General features: G+C 55.6%; 19 protein-coding genes. 3 read left to right on the top strand and 16 right to left on the bottom strand.

Going from position 1 to position 20736, the window contains the following annotated elements:
* Positions 1-56: 56 nt before the first annotated feature.
* The 3 genes from ACMYSL_RS21130 to ACMYSL_RS21120 form a co-directional block, all read right to left on the bottom strand.
* Positions 57-1259, bottom strand: a complete 1203-nt coding sequence (locus tag ACMYSL_RS21130) for an IS256 family transposase (protein WP_434659316.1) — start codon at positions 1257-1259, stop codon at positions 57-59.
* A gap of 505 nt (positions 1260-1764) precedes the next feature.
* Complete coding sequence (locus ACMYSL_RS21125; protein WP_434659851.1) at positions 1765-2727, bottom strand: IS110 family transposase; 963 nt, start codon at positions 2725-2727, stop codon at positions 1765-1767.
* Between the two features lie 262 nt (positions 2728-2989).
* Positions 2990-3754: an SDR family NAD(P)-dependent oxidoreductase gene (locus ACMYSL_RS21120; RefSeq protein ID WP_434659850.1), complete on the bottom strand. Its 765-nt coding sequence runs from the start codon at positions 3752-3754 to the stop codon at positions 2990-2992.
* A gap of 182 nt (positions 3755-3936) precedes the next feature.
* Here ACMYSL_RS21120 and ACMYSL_RS21115 point away from each other — a divergent pair, with 182 nt between their 5' ends.
* A complete protein-coding gene (locus ACMYSL_RS21115; RefSeq protein WP_434659849.1) occupies positions 3937-5274 on the top strand; it encodes an aspartate aminotransferase family protein in 1338 nt (445 codons plus the stop codon).
* A gap of 214 nt (positions 5275-5488) precedes the next feature.
* Here ACMYSL_RS21115 and ACMYSL_RS21110 read toward each other — a convergent pair whose 3' ends face one another.
* From ACMYSL_RS21110 to ACMYSL_RS21090, 5 genes are all read right to left on the bottom strand, one after another.
* Entirely contained in the window at positions 5489-6193 is a 705-nt protein-coding gene (locus ACMYSL_RS21110; protein WP_434659848.1) for an ABC transporter ATP-binding protein, read from the bottom strand.
* Positions 6180-7016 carry an ABC transporter ATP-binding protein gene (locus tag ACMYSL_RS21105; protein ID WP_304256874.1) on the bottom strand — a complete coding sequence of 279 codons (837 nt, stop codon included), beginning with the start codon at positions 7014-7016 and terminating at the stop codon, positions 6180-6182. Before ACMYSL_RS21105 ends, ACMYSL_RS21110 begins: the two co-directional genes overlap by 14 nt.
* Positions 7009-7842 carry an ABC transporter permease gene (locus ACMYSL_RS21100; RefSeq protein WP_434659847.1) on the bottom strand — a complete coding sequence of 278 codons (834 nt, stop codon included), beginning with the start codon at positions 7840-7842 and terminating at the stop codon, positions 7009-7011. Before ACMYSL_RS21100 ends, ACMYSL_RS21105 begins: the two co-directional genes overlap by 8 nt.
* Positions 7842-8891, bottom strand: coding sequence for an ABC transporter permease (locus ACMYSL_RS21095; RefSeq protein WP_434659846.1), 1050 nt, complete (start codon positions 8889-8891; stop codon positions 7842-7844). Before ACMYSL_RS21095 ends, ACMYSL_RS21100 begins: the two co-directional genes overlap by 1 nt.
* A 164-nt stretch (positions 8892-9055) precedes the next feature.
* Positions 9056-10624, bottom strand: coding sequence for an ABC transporter substrate-binding protein (locus tag ACMYSL_RS21090; RefSeq protein ID WP_304256880.1), 1569 nt, complete (start codon positions 10622-10624; stop codon positions 9056-9058).
* A gap of 210 nt (positions 10625-10834) precedes the next feature.
* On the opposite strand from ACMYSL_RS21090, the gene ACMYSL_RS21085 reads away from it, so the two are divergent.
* Positions 10835-11530 (top strand): GNAT family N-acetyltransferase, encoded by a 696-nt coding sequence (locus ACMYSL_RS21085; RefSeq protein WP_434659845.1) that lies wholly within the window; start codon positions 10835-10837, stop codon positions 11528-11530.
* Positions 11531-11819: 289 nt separating this feature from the next.
* Complete coding sequence (locus ACMYSL_RS21080; RefSeq protein ID WP_142981114.1) at positions 11820-11972, top strand: Hok/Gef family protein; 153 nt, start codon at positions 11820-11822, stop codon at positions 11970-11972.
* 144 nt (positions 11973-12116) lie between these two features.
* Here the strand turns inward: ACMYSL_RS21080 and yqaB are convergent, their stop codons facing one another.
* The 8 genes from yqaB to ACMYSL_RS21040 form a co-directional block, all read right to left on the bottom strand.
* A complete protein-coding gene (gene yqaB / locus ACMYSL_RS21075; RefSeq protein ID WP_434659844.1) occupies positions 12117-12689 on the bottom strand; it encodes a fructose-1-phosphate/6-phosphogluconate phosphatase in 573 nt (190 codons plus the stop codon).
* 84 nt (positions 12690-12773) lie between these two features.
* Positions 12774-13559 carry an SDR family oxidoreductase gene (locus tag ACMYSL_RS21070; RefSeq protein WP_304256888.1) on the bottom strand — a complete coding sequence of 262 codons (786 nt, stop codon included), beginning with the start codon at positions 13557-13559 and terminating at the stop codon, positions 12774-12776.
* Between the two features lie 149 nt (positions 13560-13708).
* Positions 13709-14506, bottom strand: a complete 798-nt coding sequence (locus ACMYSL_RS21065) for an SDR family oxidoreductase (protein ID WP_110273248.1) — start codon at positions 14504-14506, stop codon at positions 13709-13711.
* 59 nt (positions 14507-14565) lie between these two features.
* A complete protein-coding gene (locus ACMYSL_RS21060) occupies positions 14566-15621 on the bottom strand; it encodes an ABC transporter permease (protein ID WP_304256891.1) in 1056 nt (351 codons plus the stop codon).
* A gap of 17 nt (positions 15622-15638) precedes the next feature.
* Positions 15639-17183, bottom strand: coding sequence for a sugar ABC transporter ATP-binding protein (locus ACMYSL_RS21055; protein ID WP_110273250.1), 1545 nt, complete (start codon positions 17181-17183; stop codon positions 15639-15641).
* Position 17184: 1 nt separating this feature from the next.
* The gene (locus ACMYSL_RS21050) at positions 17185-17805 is read right to left on the bottom strand and encodes a DUF2291 family protein (RefSeq protein ID WP_182237074.1); all 621 of its coding nucleotides are present in this window, start codon (positions 17803-17805) and stop codon (positions 17185-17187) included.
* A 43-nt stretch (positions 17806-17848) separates the two neighbouring features.
* Positions 17849-18784 (bottom strand): D-ribose ABC transporter substrate-binding protein, encoded by a 936-nt coding sequence (locus ACMYSL_RS21045; protein ID WP_110273252.1) that lies wholly within the window; start codon positions 18782-18784, stop codon positions 17849-17851.
* Between the two features lie 133 nt (positions 18785-18917).
* The gene (locus tag ACMYSL_RS21040) at positions 18918-20438 is read right to left on the bottom strand and encodes an FGGY family carbohydrate kinase (RefSeq protein WP_434659843.1); all 1521 of its coding nucleotides are present in this window, start codon (positions 20436-20438) and stop codon (positions 18918-18920) included.
* Between the last annotated feature and the right edge of the window lie 298 nt (positions 20439-20736).

Raw genomic sequence — 20736 nt, 5'->3', positions numbered from 1 at the left:
TCTCACCGCGGTACGTGAACGGAGAGCGTTCAGAATTCTGTGTCACGTTAAAAATTCTACAGCGTCATCACTTCATTCAGTCGCCCATCAAAATAAATGGCTAACTGCGACAATGTCAAATTCCAGCTTTGGATGGGCATTGTCCATTTTTCCTGGGCATTCATCAGACCCAGATAAAGCAGCTTCAACAGGCTGTTTTCATTCGGGAAAGCGCCTTTGGTTTTGGTCAGCTTTCTGAACTGGCGATGTACCGATTCAATCGCATTCGTGGTGTAAATGACCTTGCGGATATTTGCCGGATAGCGGAAGTACGCTGACAAGTTTTCCCACTTGCGCCGCCACGACTGGAGCACCACCGGATATTGCTGGCCCCATTTTGCTTCCAGCTCATCCAGCGCCGTTTCTGCCGCTTCTTTCGATACCGCGCGATAGACTGGCTTCAGGTCAGCCATGAACGCTCTATGATGTTTTGACGCCACATATTTAATCGAGTTACGTATCTGATGAATAATACATAGCTGAACTTCCGTCTGCGGATAAATACTGTTTATCGCTTCCGGAAAACCGGTCAATCCATCCACGCAGGCAATCAGAATATCTTCAACCCCACGATTTTGCAGGTCGCTTAAAACCGACAGCCAGAAGTTCGCGCCCTCACTTTCTGACAGATACAGACCCAGAACTTCTTTTTTGCCTTCCAGATTAAGCGCCAGCACGGTATAAACCGCTTTGCTCTGATAACGACCATCCTCCCGGATTTTATAGTGAATGGCGTCCAGCCAGACGAAGGGATAAACCTTCTCCAGCGGGCGCTGCTGCCATTGTTTTAGCTCAGGAATGATTTTATCGGTGACGGCGCTGATAGTTGCGCTGGAAACACTGAAAGCATAAAGATCTTCAATCTCCCGGCTGATGTCCTGGTAGCTCATCCCCAGCGCGAACAGGCGAATGATCTTACGCTCTATCTCATCAGACAGCGTGGTCTGATGCTTTTTCACTAGCTGAGGCTCAAAAGTGCCATTACGATCACGCGGAGTCGTCAGCTCGAAGGGGCCGGTCGGGGCTTTAATGGTCTTTTTGCCTGTGCCGTTTTTACGGTTGGCTTCAACATCCTGAGCCAGATGGGAGTCAAGCTCTGCAGAAAGAGCAGCTTCGGTTAACTGTTTGATTAAAGGCGTTAAGATCCCATCTTTGCCGGTTAATGCCTGACCGGACTGGAGTGCTTTAAGCGCTTTGTCGAAATCGAAGGGCTGGGACATGTGTCATTCCTTTTTGATTGTATATTACTGGAATGACACAGAATTTCTAACACTCCCCGTGAACGGGTAAAGGGGGAGAAAACCGTCTCCCCCTTTACAATCCCCGCGGTCCCGCCAGGAAATCGGTGCTGCGCACTACGCTCACCTCCCGGACCTCAGCCAGCGGTCGGCTCAACTCGACACTACTCGTCCCATCCCTGGGACTCGCCCTTCCGGGGCCAGCGCAAGCGCTGTTCAAAATTGCTCCGGGCAATTTTGTCCATGTCTCGATTCGCCTCTGTCCGCCATCCCTGGCGGCCAGCCCTTGTCTTCGGACCTCCGGTTCGCCGATTTCAGCGGGCACCAGGGCATCGCTGTGAGTTTTTCTGTTTCAGGGGGATTCAGTTGCTGCATGAAAATCTTCCCGGAGGCGGCGCTTGACGCGCCTGTCCGGGCTACATGCCCCATGTCGACTCGGGCCGTCTTTGCGCCCTCTCCCCTGTGGGGAGAGATACCGTCTTGCCGGTTATCCGGCAAGTGGTATTTCAGCGTTAAATTCATGCCCGGATTTCACCACACCATAAGCCAGCTGCAGTAATTTCCTCATTCCTGCACACACTCGCTCTTTCCCTGTCTTACCCCGGGCTGCAAGCCTTTCCATCAGGTTTTTCACCACCTTATTGCATCTTCCTGCCACTACCGCTGGCATATACAGTGCGCTACGCAGCTCTGCATGGCCCACTTTCGACAGCCTGCTTTTCCCTTTCCACATCCCTGACTCACAACGACGAGGATTCAAACCAGCATACGCCACCAGTGCCTTGCTGTTGCTGAACCGTCGCAGATTTCCTGCGAACGCCAGCAGGCTCACTCTCAGCATGTCTCCTATTCCGGGGATACTTTTCAGTAGCTCCCGGTCCCGCTTCAGGTCCGGGTTATCATCGATATGCCGGTTGATTTTATTGAGGGTTTCTTCAATCAGCTCATCCAGCATCGTAACGTGTTCATTCAGGGAAGGAACGATGACTTCATCTGCCGCCTCAAGGCGGCTCACCTCCATCTGACGCATCTCTTCCAGGTTACGCAGGTGGCGTACCAGAGCCGTCAGTTGTCGTTCGCTCAGCGGCGCAGGATGCCAGGGGGCCGGCTGATACAGAGCGCAGTAGCGCGCTATCAGCGCCGCGTCGCTTTTGTCCGTTTTATTGCGGGTCAGTTCAGTGTTTGCGAACGCATGGATACGTGCCGGGTTTTCAAGGCTGACGCAGCAGCCATTATCGGCCAGCAGGGTGGCCAGTTCAGTGCTGTAGCAACCTGTTGCCTCCATGCAGACGTGACAGTGACCAAAACGCGCCAGCCAGTTCAGAAATTCGCGGCATCCGGCTGGGGTATTGGCGAATTTTTTGGTTTTGTACTTCTGGTTTGGCAGCTGGACAGCAACGTCGAATTTGAGTTTGGCGATATCAACGCCGACAGGGACAAGATTCATCATGGTACTCCGTAACCTTATGAATATTATCGCCGGACCATCCTTATATGTGGGTGCTCAGGGCACAGGATACCGTTCGGTCTTGAGGCGACAGGGAAACAGGTTACCGGGGCATAATCTCTCCCGCGGGCTCAGGGGCTCCAGGGCTGGGTGATGCTCACCGGTAACCTCCCGATGATCAGTCGGGGATCTTCTCCGCCGGAACGGAGAAGGTCAAGACATAAGGGCTGGGGTGAGGGTGTTGCGTTATTGGGCAGGTTTACGCTCAATCCCGGTCGATTGCGAACGGCTGCCAGGCCTGACGTACCGGCATCACCTCCACCCGGTTAATATTCATATGGTCCGGCAGCGTAGCGATATAAAACATCTGCTCGGCAATATCCAGCGCGCTCAGCGGCGTGGTGCCGCGATAAAGATTATCCGACGCCGTCTGGTCACCTTTGGTGCGCACCAGGGTAAATTCCGTTTCGGCAATCCCCGGCGCGAGGTCGGTCACGCGCACACCGGTGCCGAGCAGGTCGCAGCGCAGGTTGTAGCTGAACTGCTTCACGAAAGCCTTGCTGGCGCCGTAAACGTGGCTGCCCGGATAGGGCCACTGCCCGGCGATAGAGCCGATATTAATGATGCTCGCGCCCGCGCCGTGGATAATCAGCGTCGGCAGCAGGGCATGGGTCACGTTGACCAGACCGGTGACGTTGGTGTCGATCATCGTTTTCCAGTCTTCCAGCTCCACTTTCTGCGCCGGCAGTGGCGACAGCGCCAGCCCGGCGTTGTTAATCAGCGCGGTGATATCGGCGAATTCAGCGGGCAGCGCTGCCACAGCCGCGGCGACCGCATCGCTATCGCGCACGTCGAGTTCGATAATATGCACCGGTACCTTAGCGCTGAGCTTATCTGCTAACGTCTTCAGCCGCTCAACACGGCGTCCGCTCAGCACCAGCGACCAGCCCGCATCGGCGAAAACCTGCGCCGCCGCTTCCCCAAAACCCGAGGTCGCCCCGGTAATAAACACCACTTTGCTCGTTGCCATTTCATTCTCCTGTGCAGGTTGTCGCTCCCACTATAAAAACGGCGCGCGCGTGGGCACAGGGCCAGTCGGCGCGCGGCGATGTGACACGGTGTCACATCATTTTTGCCGTACTGGCTCTATCCGTTTTTCTCAGGCGCAGCCAATGATGATGTCAACAACAACGACATGAGAGAGGGCAGGGTATGAAGCTGGCAATACAGAACGATGTAGCGGTAAGCAATGATGAAGTTCGGCAGCTGGATCGCGCCTACGTATTTCATTCATGGTCGATGCAGGGCAATTTACATCCGCTGGTGATCGCCGGGGCCAAAGGCTGCGAGCTGTGGGATTACGAAGGCAATACGTACCTTGATTTCAGCAGCCAGCTGGTCAACGTCAATATTGGCTATCAGCATCCTCGGGTGCTGGCGGCAATGAAAGCGCAGCTGGAAGAGCTGGTAACCATCGCGCCTGCCACCGCCAACCTCGCCCGTGGCGAAGCGGCGAAGCGTATCGTCGAGCTGGCGCCGGAAGGCTTTAGTAAAGTGTTCTTCACCAACGCCGGAGCGGATGCTAACGAGAACGCTATCCGCATGGCTCGGCTCTATACCGGGCGCGATAAAGTGCTCTCTGCCTATCGTTCTTATCATGGTAATACCGGCAGCGCGATTGCCGCTACCGGCGATTGGCGTCGCGTACCGAACGAGTATTCGCGCGGCCACGTTCACTTCTTCAACCCCTATCTCTATCGCAGCGAGTTCAATGCCACGACGGAAGAGGAGGAGTGCCAGCGCGCGCTGGCGCATCTGCGGCGGATGATCGAGTGCGAAGGCCCGAACGCGATTGCCGCAATTCTGCTGGAGTCCATTCCGGGTACCGCCGGAATTCTGGTGCCGCCAGATGGCTATATGCAGGGCGTGCGGGCGCTGGCCGACGAGTTCGGCATCATACTGATTCTTGATGAAGTGATGGCCGGTTTTGGGCGTACCGGCAGCTGGTTCGCCTTCGAGCAGGATGGCATCGTGCCGGATCTGGTGACCTTTGCCAAAGGGGTTAACGCCGGTTATGTTCCGGCGGGCGGCGTACTGATTAGCGAACCGATTGCCCGCTATTTTGACGACCATTTCTTTGCCGGAGGGCTGACCTATTCCGGGCATCCGCTGGCGATGGCGGCGATTGTCGCCACCATTGATGCGATGAAAGAAGAGAAAGTGGTGGAGAATGCGGCGTCCATGGGCAATGAAGTCCTGCGCCCGGGGCTGGAAGCGCTGGCGGAGAAACATGCAATTATTGGTAACGTCCGCGGTCGTGGTCTGTTCCAGGCGCTGGAACTGGTCAGCAGCCGCGAGCAGAAAACGCCGCTGACTGCTGCGGATATGGCGGCGATTAAGGGCGCGTTAACCGAGGCTGGCCTGCTGGCGTTTGTGGTGGAAAACCGCATTCACGTGGTGCCGCCGTGCACCATCAGCGCTGAGCAGGTAGCAAAAGGCCTGGCGATTTTTGATGCAGTATTCACCCGTTTCGCGAGTCTGGCGAAGTAGGGGATTTGTGCGGTGTGTTTCCCGGAGGCGGTGCTGCGCACCTGTCCGGGCTACCAAATTCGCAGAGGGACAGTTCCCTCTCCCCTTTGGGGAGAGGGTTAGGGTGAGGGGAAAATGTGCGCTCTGATGCCCTCACCCCGGCCCTCTCCCACAGGGAGAGGGGGAAAATCGCCGTTCCAGTAAGACTTCAGTCTACAGGGCGAGGGGGAAAACCTCACCCCATCCGGTGTTCACCGTTCACCAGCGCTTCGCGGTCGAAGAAGCGCTGAATCACGCCCTCAGCCATAAACGCCGCCCGGTCTGACATATGGGCAATCACATCGGCATCATGGCTGACCAGCAGATAGGTCATGCCATGCTCCTGTTTTAATCTATTGAGTAAATTAAGAATCTCCGCCTGAACTGACATATCCAGCGCCGATGTTGGCTCATCCAGCAGCAGGATCTTTGGGCGCAGCAGCAGGGCGCGCGCTATCGCCACGCGCTGGCGCTGGCCGCCGGAAAGCTGGTGCGGATAACGGCGCGCGGCGTCGGCGGGCAGGCCGACTTGTTCCAGTGCAGTGGTCACCCGCAGCTCAATCTCGCCGATGCCGTGAATCTTCAGCGGCTCCGCCAGCGTGCGCCACAAAGTATGGTTCGGATGCAGCGAAGCGTACGGGTCCTGAAATACCATCTGCACGTTGCGCCGCAGCTCGCCCTGAAAACGTACGCCTGGCGTAATGGCTTTGCCAAACAGTTCGACGCTGCCGCTCCAGTCGCGCTGTAGCCCTGCTAACACCCGCAGAATGGTTGATTTTCCGCAGCCGGATGCGCCGATCAGGCTGAAGGTCTCCCCTGTATCCACGGCAAAGCTGGCCGCTGACACCGCCGTTTTTTCAGCAAAAATAACCTGCAAATCCTTGAGATTAACGACCGCCATGCGCCGCCTCCGTAAAGTCCAGGGTTCTGTCGAGGGTGGGCAGCATCTGGCCGTAGGTTTGCGCGTCCGGGCGGCAGGTCCACAGGGTTCGGGTATAGGGATGGGTTGCCGTCGGCAGATCCCGCGCCGCCATCTCATCGACCTTCTCGCCCTGGTACATCACCAGTACCCGATGGCAGTGTTCCGCTACCAACGGCAGGTCGTGGCTAATCAACAGCATCGCCATCTGTCGCTGTTCGCACTGCTCCACCAGCAGTTCGAGGATCTGATTACGCAGCCGGGCGTCGAGGGCCGATGTGGGCTCATCGGCGATCAGCACCTGCGGATTGTTGAGCAAGGCTATGGCGATCATCACCCGCTGGCCCATCCCGCCGGAGAGTTCTCCCGGATAGCGGCTAAGCACCGGTAAATCCAGCCCCACGGCGGCAACGGCAGCCTTGACCGCCTCCAGTCGCGCCCGGCGGTTGAGGCGCTGATGCAGCGTTAATGCCTCCTCCAGCTGTGCCTGAATATTTTTCACCGGATTGAGCGCGTAGCGCGGATCCTGGAGCACCATGGCGATATCGTTGCCGCGCAGGTCGCGCCAGCCGCGATCGTTAAGCGTCAACACGTTGCGCCCGAGCACGTTGAGCGTATCGGCGCTGACGGTACCGGGTTTGCGCACCAGCCCCATCAGGGCGCGGGCGGTCATCGATTTGCCAGAGCCGGATTCGCCGACTAGCGCCAGCCGCTCGTTGCCGAGGGTAAAGCTTAAATTGTTCACTACCCGGGCGGCGGGGTAGTCGATGGCGAGTCCCTGAACGGTCAGTCGGGTATCAGTCATGTTGCGGCTCCAGAACGTCGCGCAGGCCGTCGCCCAGCAGGTTAAATGCCAGGCTGGCGATAAGAATAACGGCGCCCGGGGCGGCGGCTATCCACCATTGGTCGAAAATAACCTGCATCCCGTCGGCAATCATTGCGCCCCATTCTGCCATTGGCGGACGCGCCCCGAGACCGAGGAAGCCCAGACCGGCGGCGGCGAGGATAATACCGGCCAAATCCAGCGCCAGCCTGACGATAGCTGATGGTAGACACAGCGGCAGAATATGGCCGATCAGCAGACGCCAGCCGCGAATGCCCATCATCTCCGCCGCTGCCAGATAATCACTGTGGCGCAGGCGCTGAATTTCGCTGCGCGCCTGGCGAGCGTAGGCGGGCCAGGTGGTGAGCGCCAGCGCCAGCGCGCCGTTGACCAGCCCCGGACCGAGCATGGCGACGAAAGCGAAGGCCAGAATTAACCGCGGCATCGACATCACCACGTCAGTAAATCGCATCAGTACGCGTTCGATCCAGCCGCCGTAATAGCCGGAGAGGATCCCCACCAGCAACCCAACGGGCAAGGTAATCACGGTGACCAGCGCCACCAGCCCAAGTGCCGGGCGTGCGCCGAAAATCAGCCGCGAGAGCAGATCGCGCCCGTAGCTGTCGGTACCGAGCCAGTGCTGTGCGCTCGGCCCTTGCAGACGCGCGGCGGCGTCCTGCCAGTTCGGGTCGAGCGGGGCCAGCCACGGCGCGAACAGGGCGACCATCAGCAGCAAAATAACAATCGTCAGGCCGCAAAAGGCGGCGGGGGAGCGGCGCAGGCGGCGTAAAAACAGATAAGTCGGCATCAGCGCACCCTCGGGTCGGTCAGCCGCACCAGCAGGTCGGTGAGGTTATTAATCAACACAAAGCTCGCGCCGATAAGCAGCGTGCCGCCCATAATCGCCGTTGTATCGCCAGCGAATAGCGCGGTGGTCAGGTAGCGGCCAATTCCCGGCCAGGAGAAAACGGTTTCGGTCAGCACCGCGCCTTCCAGCATTGAGGTATATGCCAGGGCGATCACCGTTAATAGCGTGCCGCGAATATTCGGTAGCACGTGGCGCAGCAGGATGGTCATCTCGCTGGCCCCTTTGGCGCGCGCGAGCAGGATGTACTCTTTGTTCATTTCGCTCAGGCAGGCGGAGCGGGTCAGGCGGGTGATGCTTGCTAGTGAGTAATAGGCCAGCAGCAGTACTGGCAGGAGCAGGTGTCCGGCGGCATTTTTAAACGCTTCTTTATCGCCTGAAAGCCAGGTGTCAATCAGCGCAAAGCCGGTGCGTGGTTCAACGGTGTACTGATAAATATCGTCCAGCCGTCCTGGTCCTGGCGTCCACTGCAATTTGGCGTAGAACAATGCCAGCATCAGTAGGCCGAGCCAGAAGATCGGCACCGAGTTGCCGAGCAGCGTAAAAGTGCGCACCGCCAGATCCCACGGCGAGCCGACGAAACGGGCGCACAGGACGCCTGCGATAACGCCGAATAGCGCGCCGATAATTAGCGCCAGCGTCGCCAGTTCCAGCGTTGCCGGGAAGGCGGCGAGCAGATCGTGGAGCACCGGCTGCCCGGTAGAGCTGGCAATACCGAGATCGCCGTGGGCGAGATTCACCAGATAGTGCCAGAACTGCACCGGCAGCGGCTGGTCGAGGCCGAGCTGGTGGCGTACCTGGTCGTAGGTGGACTGGCTAGCGTGGTCGCCAACGATTTGCAGCACCCGGTCAACCGGCGACAGCGCCGAGAGCGTGAAGGTGACCAATAACAGGCCGAGCAGGGTCAGCGCCAGCGTCAGCAGCCCCTGAAATAGCGCGAGCAGAGGGCGTTTTGCGCGCCGCTCTGCTCTGGTGGGTAAAACAGCAGACATGGTTATTCCGTCGATAAAAAGTACAGTGTTATCAGCTGGTGCGATCTGTTGTTGTAGCCCGGTCAGCGCAGCGCTACCGGGAAAACATACGGCATCGGGGCCTGCGTTCCCGGAGGCGGCGCGTTGCGCCTGTCCAGGCTACCCGATCGCTCCTGCCCCAGGCGTTACTTGGTTACCCGGTCATACCAGACCATATCGGCGTTAAGGCCCTGCTGATAGCCTTTGACGTTATCGCGGACCACAATCTGGGTTTTACCCTGATCGATAAACACGTAAGGCGAACTGCGCTGCAGCTCTTCCTGCATTTTTTTATACAAATCCAGGCGTTTAGCGGAATCCGGCTCGGCCACTGCCGCCAGGGTCGCTTTATTCAGCTCCGGGATCTGCCAGCCGTTAAGCCCGGCAACGGTGCTGGATTTTCCATCGTTGTAGGCAAAGGCGCTGGCGTTAGAGTGGGCGTCGAAATAGTCCGGGATCCACAGACGAATCGCCGCCTGGTGCTGTTTAGCGCGCACGCGGGCATACACCTGGCTACCGGCGGCCGGCAGCAGATCCACCTTCACGCCGCCCTGGGCAAAGCTTGCCTGCATAGACTGGGCGATGGTGATAAACGGCGGCTTGTTCTCCACATCAAGGGTGAAATGCGCATCTTTGATGCCCGCTTTGGCGAGGATCGCTTTGGCTTTTGCCGGATCGAATTTAAACGGGTTATTGTCCAGCGCGCCCGGCAGGCCGACCGGCAGGAAGCTTTGATGGACGAAGTACTGGCCCTTCAGCAGGTCTTTAGTGATGCCATCGTAATCCACCAGCCAGCGTGCCGCTTCCCAAAAGGCCGGGTTTTTCAGCAGCGGGTTGGCGCTGTTGGCGGTATTAAAGGCCAGATAGTTTTGCTCGGCGGAAGGGATGCTGAGAACGTTAACGCCCGCTTTGCCTTGCAGGGCTGCAATCTGATCGGCCCCGAGGTCGCGCGCTACGTCGGCATCACCTTGCTGGATGAGCAGGCGGCGGGAAGCCGGGTCGGGCACGTTTTTAATAATGATGCTTTTTAACTTCGGCGCACCGGTTGGCGTGCTGTCGTTGGCCTCCAGCACGATGGCCTGGTGTGGCTGATAGACCCGCATCTTATACGCGCCGCTGCCCGCAGAGTGCATTTTCAGCCAGCCGTTACCGAAGTCATTATCTTTGGCGTTCGGCGCGATCAGCTTCTCATCGACGATAGAGGCGATCGGCGTGGAGAGAATATTCAGCGCCACCGCCGGGCTAACGTCGGCGGTCCAGTGGAGCTCCAGCGTGTGGTCATCCACTTTTTTCAACTGGCTGGCGATGTTATCCGGCTGCCAGCCGAGAACGTTGAGAATAAACGCCGGGGATTTATTCAGAGTCACCGCGCGGGTATACGAGAAAATAACATCTTCCGGGCGCAGCGGGTTGCCGGAGGCGAATTTGGCGTCGGGCTTGAGCTTGATGGTCAGCGTTTTTGCCGCCGGATCTGCCTGCCAGCTTTCGGCCAGAATTGGCGTGATTTTTTCAGGGTTATCGCGGTCCGGCTGCACCAGGCGCTGATAGAGGCTCGGTACCGTCTGGATGCTGGAAAGCTCGTTGGCTTCCGCCGGGTCAAGGCTGACAATATCATCAAGGCCCTGAGCAACCACCAGAGTACCAGGCGGCGTGGCGGCGTGAACGGCGGCGGATAATGCGGTCAGTATCAGCAGCGGCAGCAGTTTTTTAGTCATGAGCGATCCCTGAAAAGAGTTATTGTGATTATTGATGTTTCGCTACGTTAGGCCGCTTAATCCAAGGCGTAAAGTCAAAATGCGGATAAGGTTATGCTTAAAAAGCATAATCAATGCCAATGGGTTATTAAGGATAATTATGCTGGCTCTATATCGGTAATTCTGGCTTCTTGATATAACAAAACACTAACAATAGTTGAGGGTAGAAGCGTGCCGGAAATCAATGAGTTTGGTCAGCAGGTCAACGATCGCGTCCCAGGATGGCATGGGGCGGATACTCTGCGCCGGACGGCGTTAAATGGCCGCTTTTGTCGACTGGAACCGCTGGATGCCAGCCGGCACGCGGTGGATCTGTTCACTGCCTATGCCCTTGGTGACGATAGCGACTGGACTTGGCTTGCCAGCACGCGCCCGCAGAGCGTGGAGTCAACGGCAAGCTGGATTACCGGTAAGGTCATGGATGACGGGCTGGTGCCGTACGCGGTCATCGATCTGCATTCGGAACGGGCCGTGGGGCTGGTGAGCTATATGGCGATTGAGCGGGCGATGGGAACGGTAGAGATTGGCCACGTGACCTGGTCGAGGCCGATGAAAAACACGCCGCTCGGTACCGAGGCGATCTGGCTGTTGCTGAAAAATGGCTTTGCCCATGGCTATCGTCGGCTGGAGTGGAAGTGCGACTCGATGAATATCGCCTCTCGCCGCGCCGCTGACCGACTGGGGTTCGCCTGGGAAGGGCGTCTTCGCCAGAGAATGGTGCGTAAAGAGAGAACCCGCGATAGCGATATTCTGTCGATTATCGACAGCGAATGGCCTGCGTGTGATGCGGTTATACGGGCGTGGCTGGCGGTGGAGAATTTTGATGGTGAAGGTCGGCAATTGAAGCGACTGGAAGATTTTCGCTAACGTAAATCGCTTTTTTTGAGTTTTCCACTTCTCTCGTAAAGACGAGATCTTCCCTGAAATCCAGCCAGCCTAAACGTTTTCTGAAAAATGACTTTAGCTGGTTAAGTATACAGTGATGTGAGCAGGGAAGGGTATGATGACTGCGGGTGCCTGAGGCTTTCTGAGTTCAGGCTTATTAGGTGAGGATTCAGAAAGACGAAGCCCCAGGAGATGTTCCCATCAACCTGAGGCTCACGATCCAACCCTAGCACGTTGGATAGTAGCCTCTTCTTCGCATGGAGGCAACGAGATGCTGACAAAGTACGCTCTGGTGGCTGTCATAGTGTTATGTCTGACAGCGCTGGGATTCACGTTAATGGTACGCGACTCGCTGTGCGAGCTGAGTATCAAAGAACGTAGTATGGAGTTTAAGGCCGTTCTCGCTTACGAAACGAAGAAGTAGCCGGTATGCGGGGAGCAATCCCCGCCTATCCGCAGACTGGGTAAGGAACCTTAAGGCACCTTTTTTCTGCTGATGGGGAGCAGGATGGACGGCGAGAGAAAATCGACCGGTTAAAAGCAATAGTACCGCCACCCTGCATAATTTTTAGCTCAGAGTATTAACGTCGACCACGTCCATACCCGCATTTTTCGCCGCTTCAATCCCAAAACGGGAATCTTCAAAAACGAGGCAGTACTCTGGCTGTACTTGGATTTCGCTGGCGCACAATAAAAACGTGTCGGCGGCCGGTTTGTGGTTTTTAACCCGGTCTGCGGAGACGATAGCGGCAAAATGCTGGGTTAAATTAAAGCGGTTAAGCAGAATGTCCACGGTACTGCGCTCGCTGCCGGTGCCCAGTGCGAGGGGCTTAATACCCTGCCACGCCAGTAAAATGTCCATCGCGGGTAAAGCCTGGATTTCCGCTGTCTGTAGCAATTTTTCAATGGCCTGCTTTTTGCGATCGGCCAGTAAGAACGGATCGGTAGTTAATCCTTTTAAGGCGACAACCTGACTGGCGACCTGCCAGGAGGCTGAGCCATTAAACGGGATGAGTTCTTCTTCAGTAATCACGATATCTTCAGCGGCGAATACGCTTAACCAGGCCTGGCGGTGCAAAGGTTCGGTGTCAAAAAGCGTTCCGTCCATATCAAAAATAAGGCCGTGGTAGTGGCTATACATAACTGTTGCCTGTTTGCTGAGGTCGTTATTAAGGCGGGAGAATGCGGGGAAGGGTGCCCCGCATTTTTGTACGCAAAGTTGGTTTTACCAGCAGACAAAACCACCATCGACCACCAGGTCAACACCGGTACAAAACGATGCGGCATCGCTTGCGAGGAACAGCGCTGGCCCGGCCATCTCTTCAACTTTCGCCATGCGCTGAATTGGCGTTTGGCTTTCAAATTCGCGAGTTTGATGGACCATCTCTGGGCGAGTGTTCATTGGCGTAGCGGTATAGCCCGGGCTGATAGAGTTAACGCGGATCCCTTTGTCGACCCATTCCATGGCGAGGCTTTTCGATAAGTGAATAACACCGGCTTTGGAGCAATTATAATGCGCCTGCTCAAGGCCACGGTTAACAATAATGCCGGACATGGAGGCGATATTAATAATCGAGCCGCCGCCGAATTCCTGCATCACTTCAGCTTCCGCTTTACAAGAGTTCCACACGCCGGTGAGGTTAATATCGATAACCCGCTGCCACTGCTCGGTTTCCATTTCCAGCGCCGGGTTGGCGTTGGCGATACCGGCAGCGTTAACGGCGACGTCAAGGCGACCGAAGCGGCTTTTGGCTAGCGCAACGCCCGCGCGTAGATCGCTGAGTTGGCGTACATCTCCAGTGTAGAAGCAGGCCTGCCCACCAATCGCTTCAATATTTTTAACAGTTTCGGCAAGTCCGCCGTCTTCGCGGAGATCAAAGCAGACCACCCGAGCGCCTGCGCTGGCGAGGCCGTAAGCAATCATCTGACCGATGCCGCTGCCCGCGCCGGTCACGAAGGCTACGCGGTCCTGCAGATTAAACAACTGTTGGGCAAAATCTTTTGCGATCATAGTTATTACTCTCTTAAAAATATTCTTTAGCATGCCCGGTGTTGGCGTTCCCGGAGGCGGCGCGTTGCGCCTGTCCGGGCTACGGGGCTTGTGCCGTCGGGTAGCCCGGACAGGTGCGCAGCACCGCCTCCGGGACATGATTTGTGTCATTACGACATAATCAGGCCGCCATCGATATTGATGGTCTGACCGGTGAGATAACGTGCATCGTCAGACGCCAGGAATGCCACCAGTCCGGCAACATCTTCTGGTTTGCCCGCGCGCTTCATCGGAATGCCTTCGACCCACTCCGCCATCAGCTCACCCTTGCCGTAGCGTTTCTGCTCGGTGCTGAGGACTTCGCCCCATACGCGGTCGTTGTAATCCCACATCTCGCTTTCAATAATGCCCGGACAGAAGGCGTTGACGGTGATATTCCACTGTGCCAGCTCGTGGGCCAGGCTCTGGGTGATGCCGATAACGCCCATTTTGCTGGCCGCGTAATGCGGAGTGTAGATAAAGCCCTGACGGCCCTGGCCGGAAGAGGTATTAATCAGGCTGCCGTGGTTTTGTTTCACCATGTACTTGGCGGCTTCGCGACAGCACAGCCAGACGCCGGTGGTGTTAACGGCCAGCACTTTTTCAAAGTCGGCTTTCGGCATACGATCGTAGTAATCGATGGTGATCACGCCAGCGTTCTGGATAGAGACATCAATCGTGCCGAAGCGCGCTGCCGCCTGCTCATACAGCGATTGCACCTGCGCTTCATCGGTTACATCGACCTGTAACGACAGGATATCGGCCTGATAGCGTTGGCGTAAGGTTTCCGCCGTTTCGTGAACGCGATCGGCGTTAGAGACCATCACCAGATTCGCGCCGTCCCGAGCAAAGCGCTCAGCAATACCGGCACCAATTCCACGGCATGCACCAGTGATAACAACCGTTTTGTTTTTGAAATTTCTTTGCATTTTTTCTTCCCTTGTATAGGCCGGACGCAAGTGCGTCCGGCGGGGTAATGAAGACGTTATTAGCTGGTGGCTCCTGCCGTCGCCAGTTTCTCTTCATGGCGGCGCATCAGGATGACCTTGTTCTGTAGTTTCTGCTGGAACTGGTCGACGACGACGGCGGTGACGATAACCACGCCCTTAATGACCATTTGCCAGAAATCGCTGACTCCCATCATCACCATGCCGTCGGCAAGGAAGACGATAACGAAAGCACCAATGATTGAGCCAGTCACCCGACCACGGCCGCCCGCCAGCGCGGTTCCGCCGAGTACGGTGGCACCGATAGCATCCATTTCGAACATATTGCCGGTCATTGGGTGCGCGGTTTGCAGCTGCGAAGCGACAATCAGGCCAACGAACGCAGCGCACAGGCCAGAGAAGGCGTAGACGAAGATTTTTGCTTTAACGATTGGGACGCCGGCCAGGCGAGCGGCGGATTCGTTACCGCCAATAGCGTAGATATAGCGGCCCAGCGGGGTTTTGGTGGTCAGCCAGAAGCCAAGCAGCAGGAAGCCGATCATCAGCCAGATGGGCAGATAAATCCCCATTAACGTCCCGGACCCCAGGGTGGAGAAACCGGTGTTGCCCAGCGCTTCTATCCCGTTGAGGTTAGGATAGGTGCTGCCGTTGTTGAACAGCAGGGCGGAACCCCTGGCGACATACATCATGCCCAGCGTACAGATGAAAGGCGCGACGCCGAAGCGGGTGATCACCGCGCCGTTAATAAAGCCGACGAGGATGCCGAAAATGGCCACGCACAGAATCACTTCAGGCACATTGAAGAAGATGACGCTGCCGTTCCATAAGGGCAGACCGTTGGTCAATAATGCCCCCGCAACCATTCCGCAGATCCCGGCGACGGCACCGACGGAAAGGTCGATCCCTCCGGTCAGGATAACCAGCGTCATGCCGATGGCCAGCAGGCCGGTGATGGCCACGTGCTGAGTCATTATCAGCAGGTTAGATGTGGTCAGGAAATTCGGTACCATCACGCTGAAGAACGCGATAACCAGCAGCAGAGCGATAAACGTTCTGGCCTTCAGCAGGTACATATAAATCATATATTTCTGGTTCATGATGGATTCCAGCCTGATTAATCTTGAGGTGTTGAAGCCGCGATTAATTTTTCGCGGGTAACCGCATGACGCGGTAAATCGGCGGTAATACGGCCATCGGCCATCACCAGGATGCGATCCGCCAGCGCCATGACTTCATCCAGTTCCGATGAAGAGAACATCACTGCCAGACCCTGGTGGGCCATTTTGCCAATCAGGTGATAAACGTCAGTTTTGGCACCCACATCGATGCCGCGCGTTGGCTCATCGAGAAAAACAACCTGTGGTTGTGTCATTAACGCTTTGCCCAGCACCACTTTTTGTTGGTTGCCGCCGCTTAAAGAGGTGATTGGCAGTTCAGGATCGCTGACCTTAATAGCCAGTTCGCGAATCATCTCTTTGACGCTGACAATCTCTTTTTGCGGGTTCAGCCACTTCCATGCCTGGCGAAAACCTTTCAGGCTGAAATCAGATAAGGTCATATTCGATTGAATCGACATCATCTGCACCACGCCTTCGCCCTGCCGGTCCTCAGGAACTAACGCCAGCCCTTTTTTAAGCCGCGCCTGAAACTGAGTTTTGCCAATATTTTCACCGTTAAGATGGACGCTGCCGTTCTGGCAAGGCATCAGCCCGACCAGGCCTTTAAACAGCTCCGTGCGCCCGGCGCCCAGCAGGCCGTATATACCAATCACTTCCCCTTTACTTAATGTGAAGGTCACATCGTTGAGCTTATAACCGCCGCTGTGGTGTAACGCCGTCAGACCTTCAACGGCAAGTACCGCCTCGCCCTTCGGTGCGGGCTGATAGTCGAAATGTTTTTTCTTATCGCCGACCATCTGTTCGATGATCCACGGGATACTGGCATCACTGACCTCGCGCTCGCTGATAAAGCGTCCGTCGCGGAAAATAGTGATGTGGTCACCAATTTCCATCAGCTCTTCCAGTCGATGGGAAATATAAATAATGGTGACGCCGCGACGTTTAAGCTGCTCAATGACGTTAAACAGGATTTTGACTTCCGACTGACTGAGTGCAGAAGTAGGTTCGTCCATGATTAATACGCGCGTGTCCTTTGAAAGCGCGCGTGCAATTTCAACCAACTGCTGGTGACCGATGCCTAATTCACCAAGTTGGGTATAGGGATCGACATTGAGCTCCAGCCTTTCCAGTAATTTTTTGGCTAACTCATATTGATATTTTTCGTTGATCTTCCCTTTCTGGAAGAACTCGTTAGCCATGAAAATATTATCCATGACGTTCATATTCGGGAATAAATTTAATTCCTGAAAAATGATGCTGATTCCCTGCTTTTCGGCCTGGTGAGTCGAGCTAAGGGTAACCGGAGTACCATCAAGAATAATTTGACCGGAGGAGGGAGTTTCAACGCCAGCAAGCATTTTCATCATGGTGGATTTACCCGCACCATTTTCACCGATCAGAACGTTTACTTTATTTCGATAGACCCGATAGTCCACGTTATCTAAGGCAATAACGCCTGGATAAACGCGAGATAATCCGCGGGTTTCGATAATAACTTCAGATTCGACTGGTTGGGAATTGACGAGTTCTTGCCGTTGCATGTTATTGTCCTCCCGCACGAACAATTTTCGCTGGCGTAATATCAGGAATGGTCTGCGGAATATCCCAGGCTGAAAACACGCCATATACCTGTGTCGTTTCGCCGGTTTTCACCTGTGCCGCTTGAATCATATTGACCGCATGTTCGTTAATCGCCCGACCATATTCGCCAAACAGTACCTGGTCGTTAAAGTCCTGATAGCTGGCACCTTGATAGCCGTCGCGTAATAACGTCCCGCGCAGCGTTGGGCCAATTTGCACCACCACGTTGCTGCCGCTGAGATCCTGAATGGTCATTTTTCCGCTACGGGAAGCAGAATCAATTTTGCTGATATTACCTTCAACTTTGACGTAAAAAACGCATGGATTCTCATCCTGAGCGCGATAGCCTAACGTTTTGCAGGCGCTGTCGAAATCTTTCGCCGCGCGCAGGGCGGTCATCAACTCGGCAACGGGACGAGCCCTGGCAACGACCTGCGGAACGATCTGGTCCTGCCATGTTTTATCAATACTCGTCATGTGCGGATTGGGCGGGGATTTAAGATCGGCCAATTCTTGCTGAGAGACAATACGGCAGCCTCCAAGCGTAAGAACGGCCAGCGCCAGCCAGGTTTTTTTAAACATAATACTCTCCTATGCGCCCCCGTAGGGGCGCAACAACCCGAACTCAGGACTTGATATTGAAGTCCTGAACTTTGTCTGCATTGTCTTGAGTGATCAGAATCCCGCGGAACATCACGCGCTGCTTCGCTGGTTTTTCACCTTTTTGCAGGTAGTTATCCAGATCGGTCACGCCCTGAGCGGCGATAGCCTGGGCCTGGAGCATCACCGTCGCCTGCAGGGTTCCGGCTTTCACCGCATCGCGTTCGTCGTTGCTACCATCGATACCAACAACCACGACATCGGTTCGATTGGCGGCTTTCAGCGCGGCAATTGCGCCAAGAGCGACAGGACCGTTGCCGCAAATTACGCCCTTCACGTCAGGGTGCGCTTGCAGAATACTGTCCATAATGCGTTTGCCATCGATCAACGTCCCTTTGGCATCTTGCTTCGCCACGCTGACCATATCCGGGTATTGGTCGATAACCTGGTGGAAAGATTTAGAGCGGGTAACGCAGTTATTATCCGCAAGGTTACAGGTCAGTTCGGCATATTTTCCTTTCTCTGCCATCTTCTCAACAAATACGTTGGCGACTTCAGAACCGGCCTGGAAGTTATTATGGGTAATCTGCTCAAGGGCGACGTCATCGACAGGGATTTCGCGGTTGATTAATACCACTGGAATACCGGCTTTTTTCGCTTTTTCAATCGCCGCGACGCTGGCGGTAGAGTCAGCATTATCCAGAATAATGCCCTGAACTTTTTTACCGATGGCGGTATCGATCAGTTCATTCTGTTTTTTTACATCTTCGCCATGCGAAAGAATGGTGGTCTGGTATCCCAGCTCTTTTGCTTTCTCACTGGCGCCTTTGGCTTCAGAAGCGTAATACGGATTATCCAGCGAGTTTACCATGATCATGATGGTGCCTTTTTCCGCTGCCTGGGCGGCAAAAGAAAAAGCGGTCAGGGTAGCGGCTGTTAAAAGCGTTAAACGTAATTTCATGACAATTTTCTCTCTTGGTTGTTATTGTCGGGTACGGTGAAACAACGTAAGGCCTGAAAATCAAGTTTATGGGCCGGGGGTCTCCTTCTGTTGATGATTAAGGTTCGTCACACACGAGATTCCCTGGTGGGCGTCAGGCGGACGTTGCCGGTTTCCATAATGTTCTGTTCACCGCATGGCGCCACTCCTGCCATCTTTTCTGCAGGCGCTGGTGGCGGGCCATATCGGGGATAAATTCGCTGTGTTCGGTTAAGAAGGCTTTCAGGTCGGTCACCGAGCCTGGGGTCAGGGCTTTGCGGGCCAGAAGGGCTGCGCCAATCGCCGAGAGTTCGGCAACATCGCTGCGCATCACCGGGCATCCCAGCAGGTCGGCCTGATACTGCATTAACCAATCATTTTTCGTTGGGCCGCCGTCGACCATTAATGCCGCCAGGTGGAAGTCATCCTGCTGACGCATGGCGACAACAACATCGGCGATTTGATAGGTAATGGACTCCAGCGCGGCGCGAATCAGGTGCGCGCGTTTAACGCCACGGCTCAGACCGCAAATCACGCCGCGGGCGCTGTCATCCCACCATGGTGCGCCAAGTCCGGTAAGGGCTGGCACAAAATAGACGCCCAGCGTAGAGTCCACGGAGGCGGGGAGGGTATTGAGTTCGTGAGCCAACTCGGCATCAGAAAGCTCGCTTAAGCCGGTGCTGTCGGCCATCCACGCCACGGCATCGCCGGTATGCGGAATATTACCTTCTAGTCCGTAGGTGATGCTGTCGCCGTCGTGCCAGGCGATGGTGGTGGCCAGTGCGTCGATATCGCACTGTGCGGATTTTACCGGCGCCATCACTGATGACCCCGTGCCGTAGGTGGCTTTAACGCAGCCCAGTTCGCCAAGCGCGTGACCAAACAGCGCGGCGTGGGAATCACCCACCATCGCCATCACTGGGATACCGTCAGGGATATTGTTCAGCCCGCGGGTATAGCCAAATAATCCGCTGGAAGGTTTAATTTCCGGCAGCGCGGCGCGAGGGATTTGGAACAGCGCCAGCATCTCATCATCCCACTGCCCGGTTTGCAGATTCAGCAATTGGGTGCGTGCAGCATTGGAGTGATCGCAATGGAACGCTTCGCCCTGGGTTAAATTCCACAGCAGCCAGCTGTCGATGGTGCCGAGGCAGATTTCTCCGCGTTCAGCCAACATGCGGCCCTCAGGAATGGATTCCAGCAGCCAGCGCATTTTTGAGGCCGAGAACAAAGGCGCAATCGGCAGGCCAGTGATGGTTTTGATTTGCTGCTCTTTGTTGTCGCGGCGTAGTTCATCGCAAAACGCGGCGCTGCGGGTACACTGCCAGGTGATGGCGGCGTTAATGGGTTTACCGCTCTGGCGATACCAGCCTATGGCGGTCTCGCGCTGGTTGCTGATGGCCAATGCGGCGACGTTCTCTGCACCGACGTGTTCAACCGCTTTAGCGATTACGTCGAGCGAGGCTTCGACCAGAACTTCTCCCGATTGCTCGACCCAACCATCGCGCGGTGTTTGAATCGCCAGCGGCTGCGAGAATTTCACTACCACGTCACCGCGGCTATCGAGCACGACGGCTTTGGCGTTAGTGGTGCCTTCGTCCAGTGCAATGATGAACTCTTTACGTGTTGCCTGCATTAGGTAGTCTCCTGAGTCACACTTCGTCCTGGCGCGGAGGGGGAAGAGTCGGCATTCCTCTTTATCGCATTGCTTCTTAGCAGGCCATGATGTGACAATTCGTTTTCACTTTTTTAATCACTGAATATATATTCGATAGTGATTATTTATTTGATACCTTAGCCAGAAACTTCCCATCGGGCTACAGGAAAAGTTATCAATTGTGCTGGCAATCACACTTATCCGTTCGGTGGAGCATCTGACAATGAGTGAAAAAGAGAGCAGGTTAACGCATTTATCGTATTGAAATATAAATATT

The sequence above is a fragment of the Klebsiella sp. MISC125 genome, from assembly GCF_051131775.1.
Taxonomy (GTDB): Bacteria; Pseudomonadota; Gammaproteobacteria; order Enterobacterales; family Enterobacteriaceae; genus Klebsiella.
This window is presented reverse-complemented; position numbering and strand designations above follow the sequence as displayed.

Coding starts and splice junctions, on each gene's coding strand:
- ACMYSL_RS21130 (WP_434659316.1), bottom strand. CDS start 1,259: ATGTCCCAGCCCTTCGATTTCGACAAAGCGCTTAAAGCACTCCAGTCC.
- ACMYSL_RS21125 (WP_434659851.1), bottom strand. CDS start 2,727: ATGATGAATCTTGTCCCTGTCGGCGTTGATATCGCCAAACTCAAATTC.
- ACMYSL_RS21120 (WP_434659850.1), bottom strand. CDS start 3,754: ATGGCAACGAGCAAAGTGGTGTTTATTACCGGGGCGACCTCGGGTTTT.
- ACMYSL_RS21115 (WP_434659849.1), top strand. CDS start 3,937: ATGAAGCTGGCAATACAGAACGATGTAGCGGTAAGCAATGATGAAGTT.
- ACMYSL_RS21110 (WP_434659848.1), bottom strand. CDS start 6,193: ATGGCGGTCGTTAATCTCAAGGATTTGCAGGTTATTTTTGCTGAAAAA.
- ACMYSL_RS21105 (WP_304256874.1), bottom strand. CDS start 7,016: ATGACTGATACCCGACTGACCGTTCAGGGACTCGCCATCGACTACCCC.
- ACMYSL_RS21100 (WP_434659847.1), bottom strand. CDS start 7,842: ATGCCGACTTATCTGTTTTTACGCCGCCTGCGCCGCTCCCCCGCCGCC.
- ACMYSL_RS21095 (WP_434659846.1), bottom strand. CDS start 8,891: ATGTCTGCTGTTTTACCCACCAGAGCAGAGCGGCGCGCAAAACGCCCT.
- ACMYSL_RS21090 (WP_304256880.1), bottom strand. CDS start 10,624: ATGACTAAAAAACTGCTGCCGCTGCTGATACTGACCGCATTATCCGCC.
- ACMYSL_RS21080 (WP_142981114.1), top strand. CDS start 11,820: ATGCTGACAAAGTACGCTCTGGTGGCTGTCATAGTGTTATGTCTGACA.
- yqaB (WP_434659844.1), bottom strand. CDS start 12,689: ATGTATAGCCACTACCACGGCCTTATTTTTGATATGGACGGAACGCTT.
- ACMYSL_RS21070 (WP_304256888.1), bottom strand. CDS start 13,559: ATGATCGCAAAAGATTTTGCCCAACAGTTGTTTAATCTGCAGGACCGC.
- ACMYSL_RS21065 (WP_110273248.1), bottom strand. CDS start 14,506: ATGCAAAGAAATTTCAAAAACAAAACGGTTGTTATCACTGGTGCATGC.
- ACMYSL_RS21060 (WP_304256891.1), bottom strand. CDS start 15,621: ATGAACCAGAAATATATGATTTATATGTACCTGCTGAAGGCCAGAACG.
- ACMYSL_RS21055 (WP_110273250.1), bottom strand. CDS start 17,183: ATGCAACGGCAAGAACTCGTCAATTCCCAACCAGTCGAATCTGAAGTT.
- ACMYSL_RS21050 (WP_182237074.1), bottom strand. CDS start 17,805: ATGTTTAAAAAAACCTGGCTGGCGCTGGCCGTTCTTACGCTTGGAGGC.
- ACMYSL_RS21045 (WP_110273252.1), bottom strand. CDS start 18,784: ATGAAATTACGTTTAACGCTTTTAACAGCCGCTACCCTGACCGCTTTT.
- ACMYSL_RS21040 (WP_434659843.1), bottom strand. CDS start 20,438: ATGCAGGCAACACGTAAAGAGTTCATCATTGCACTGGACGAAGGCACC.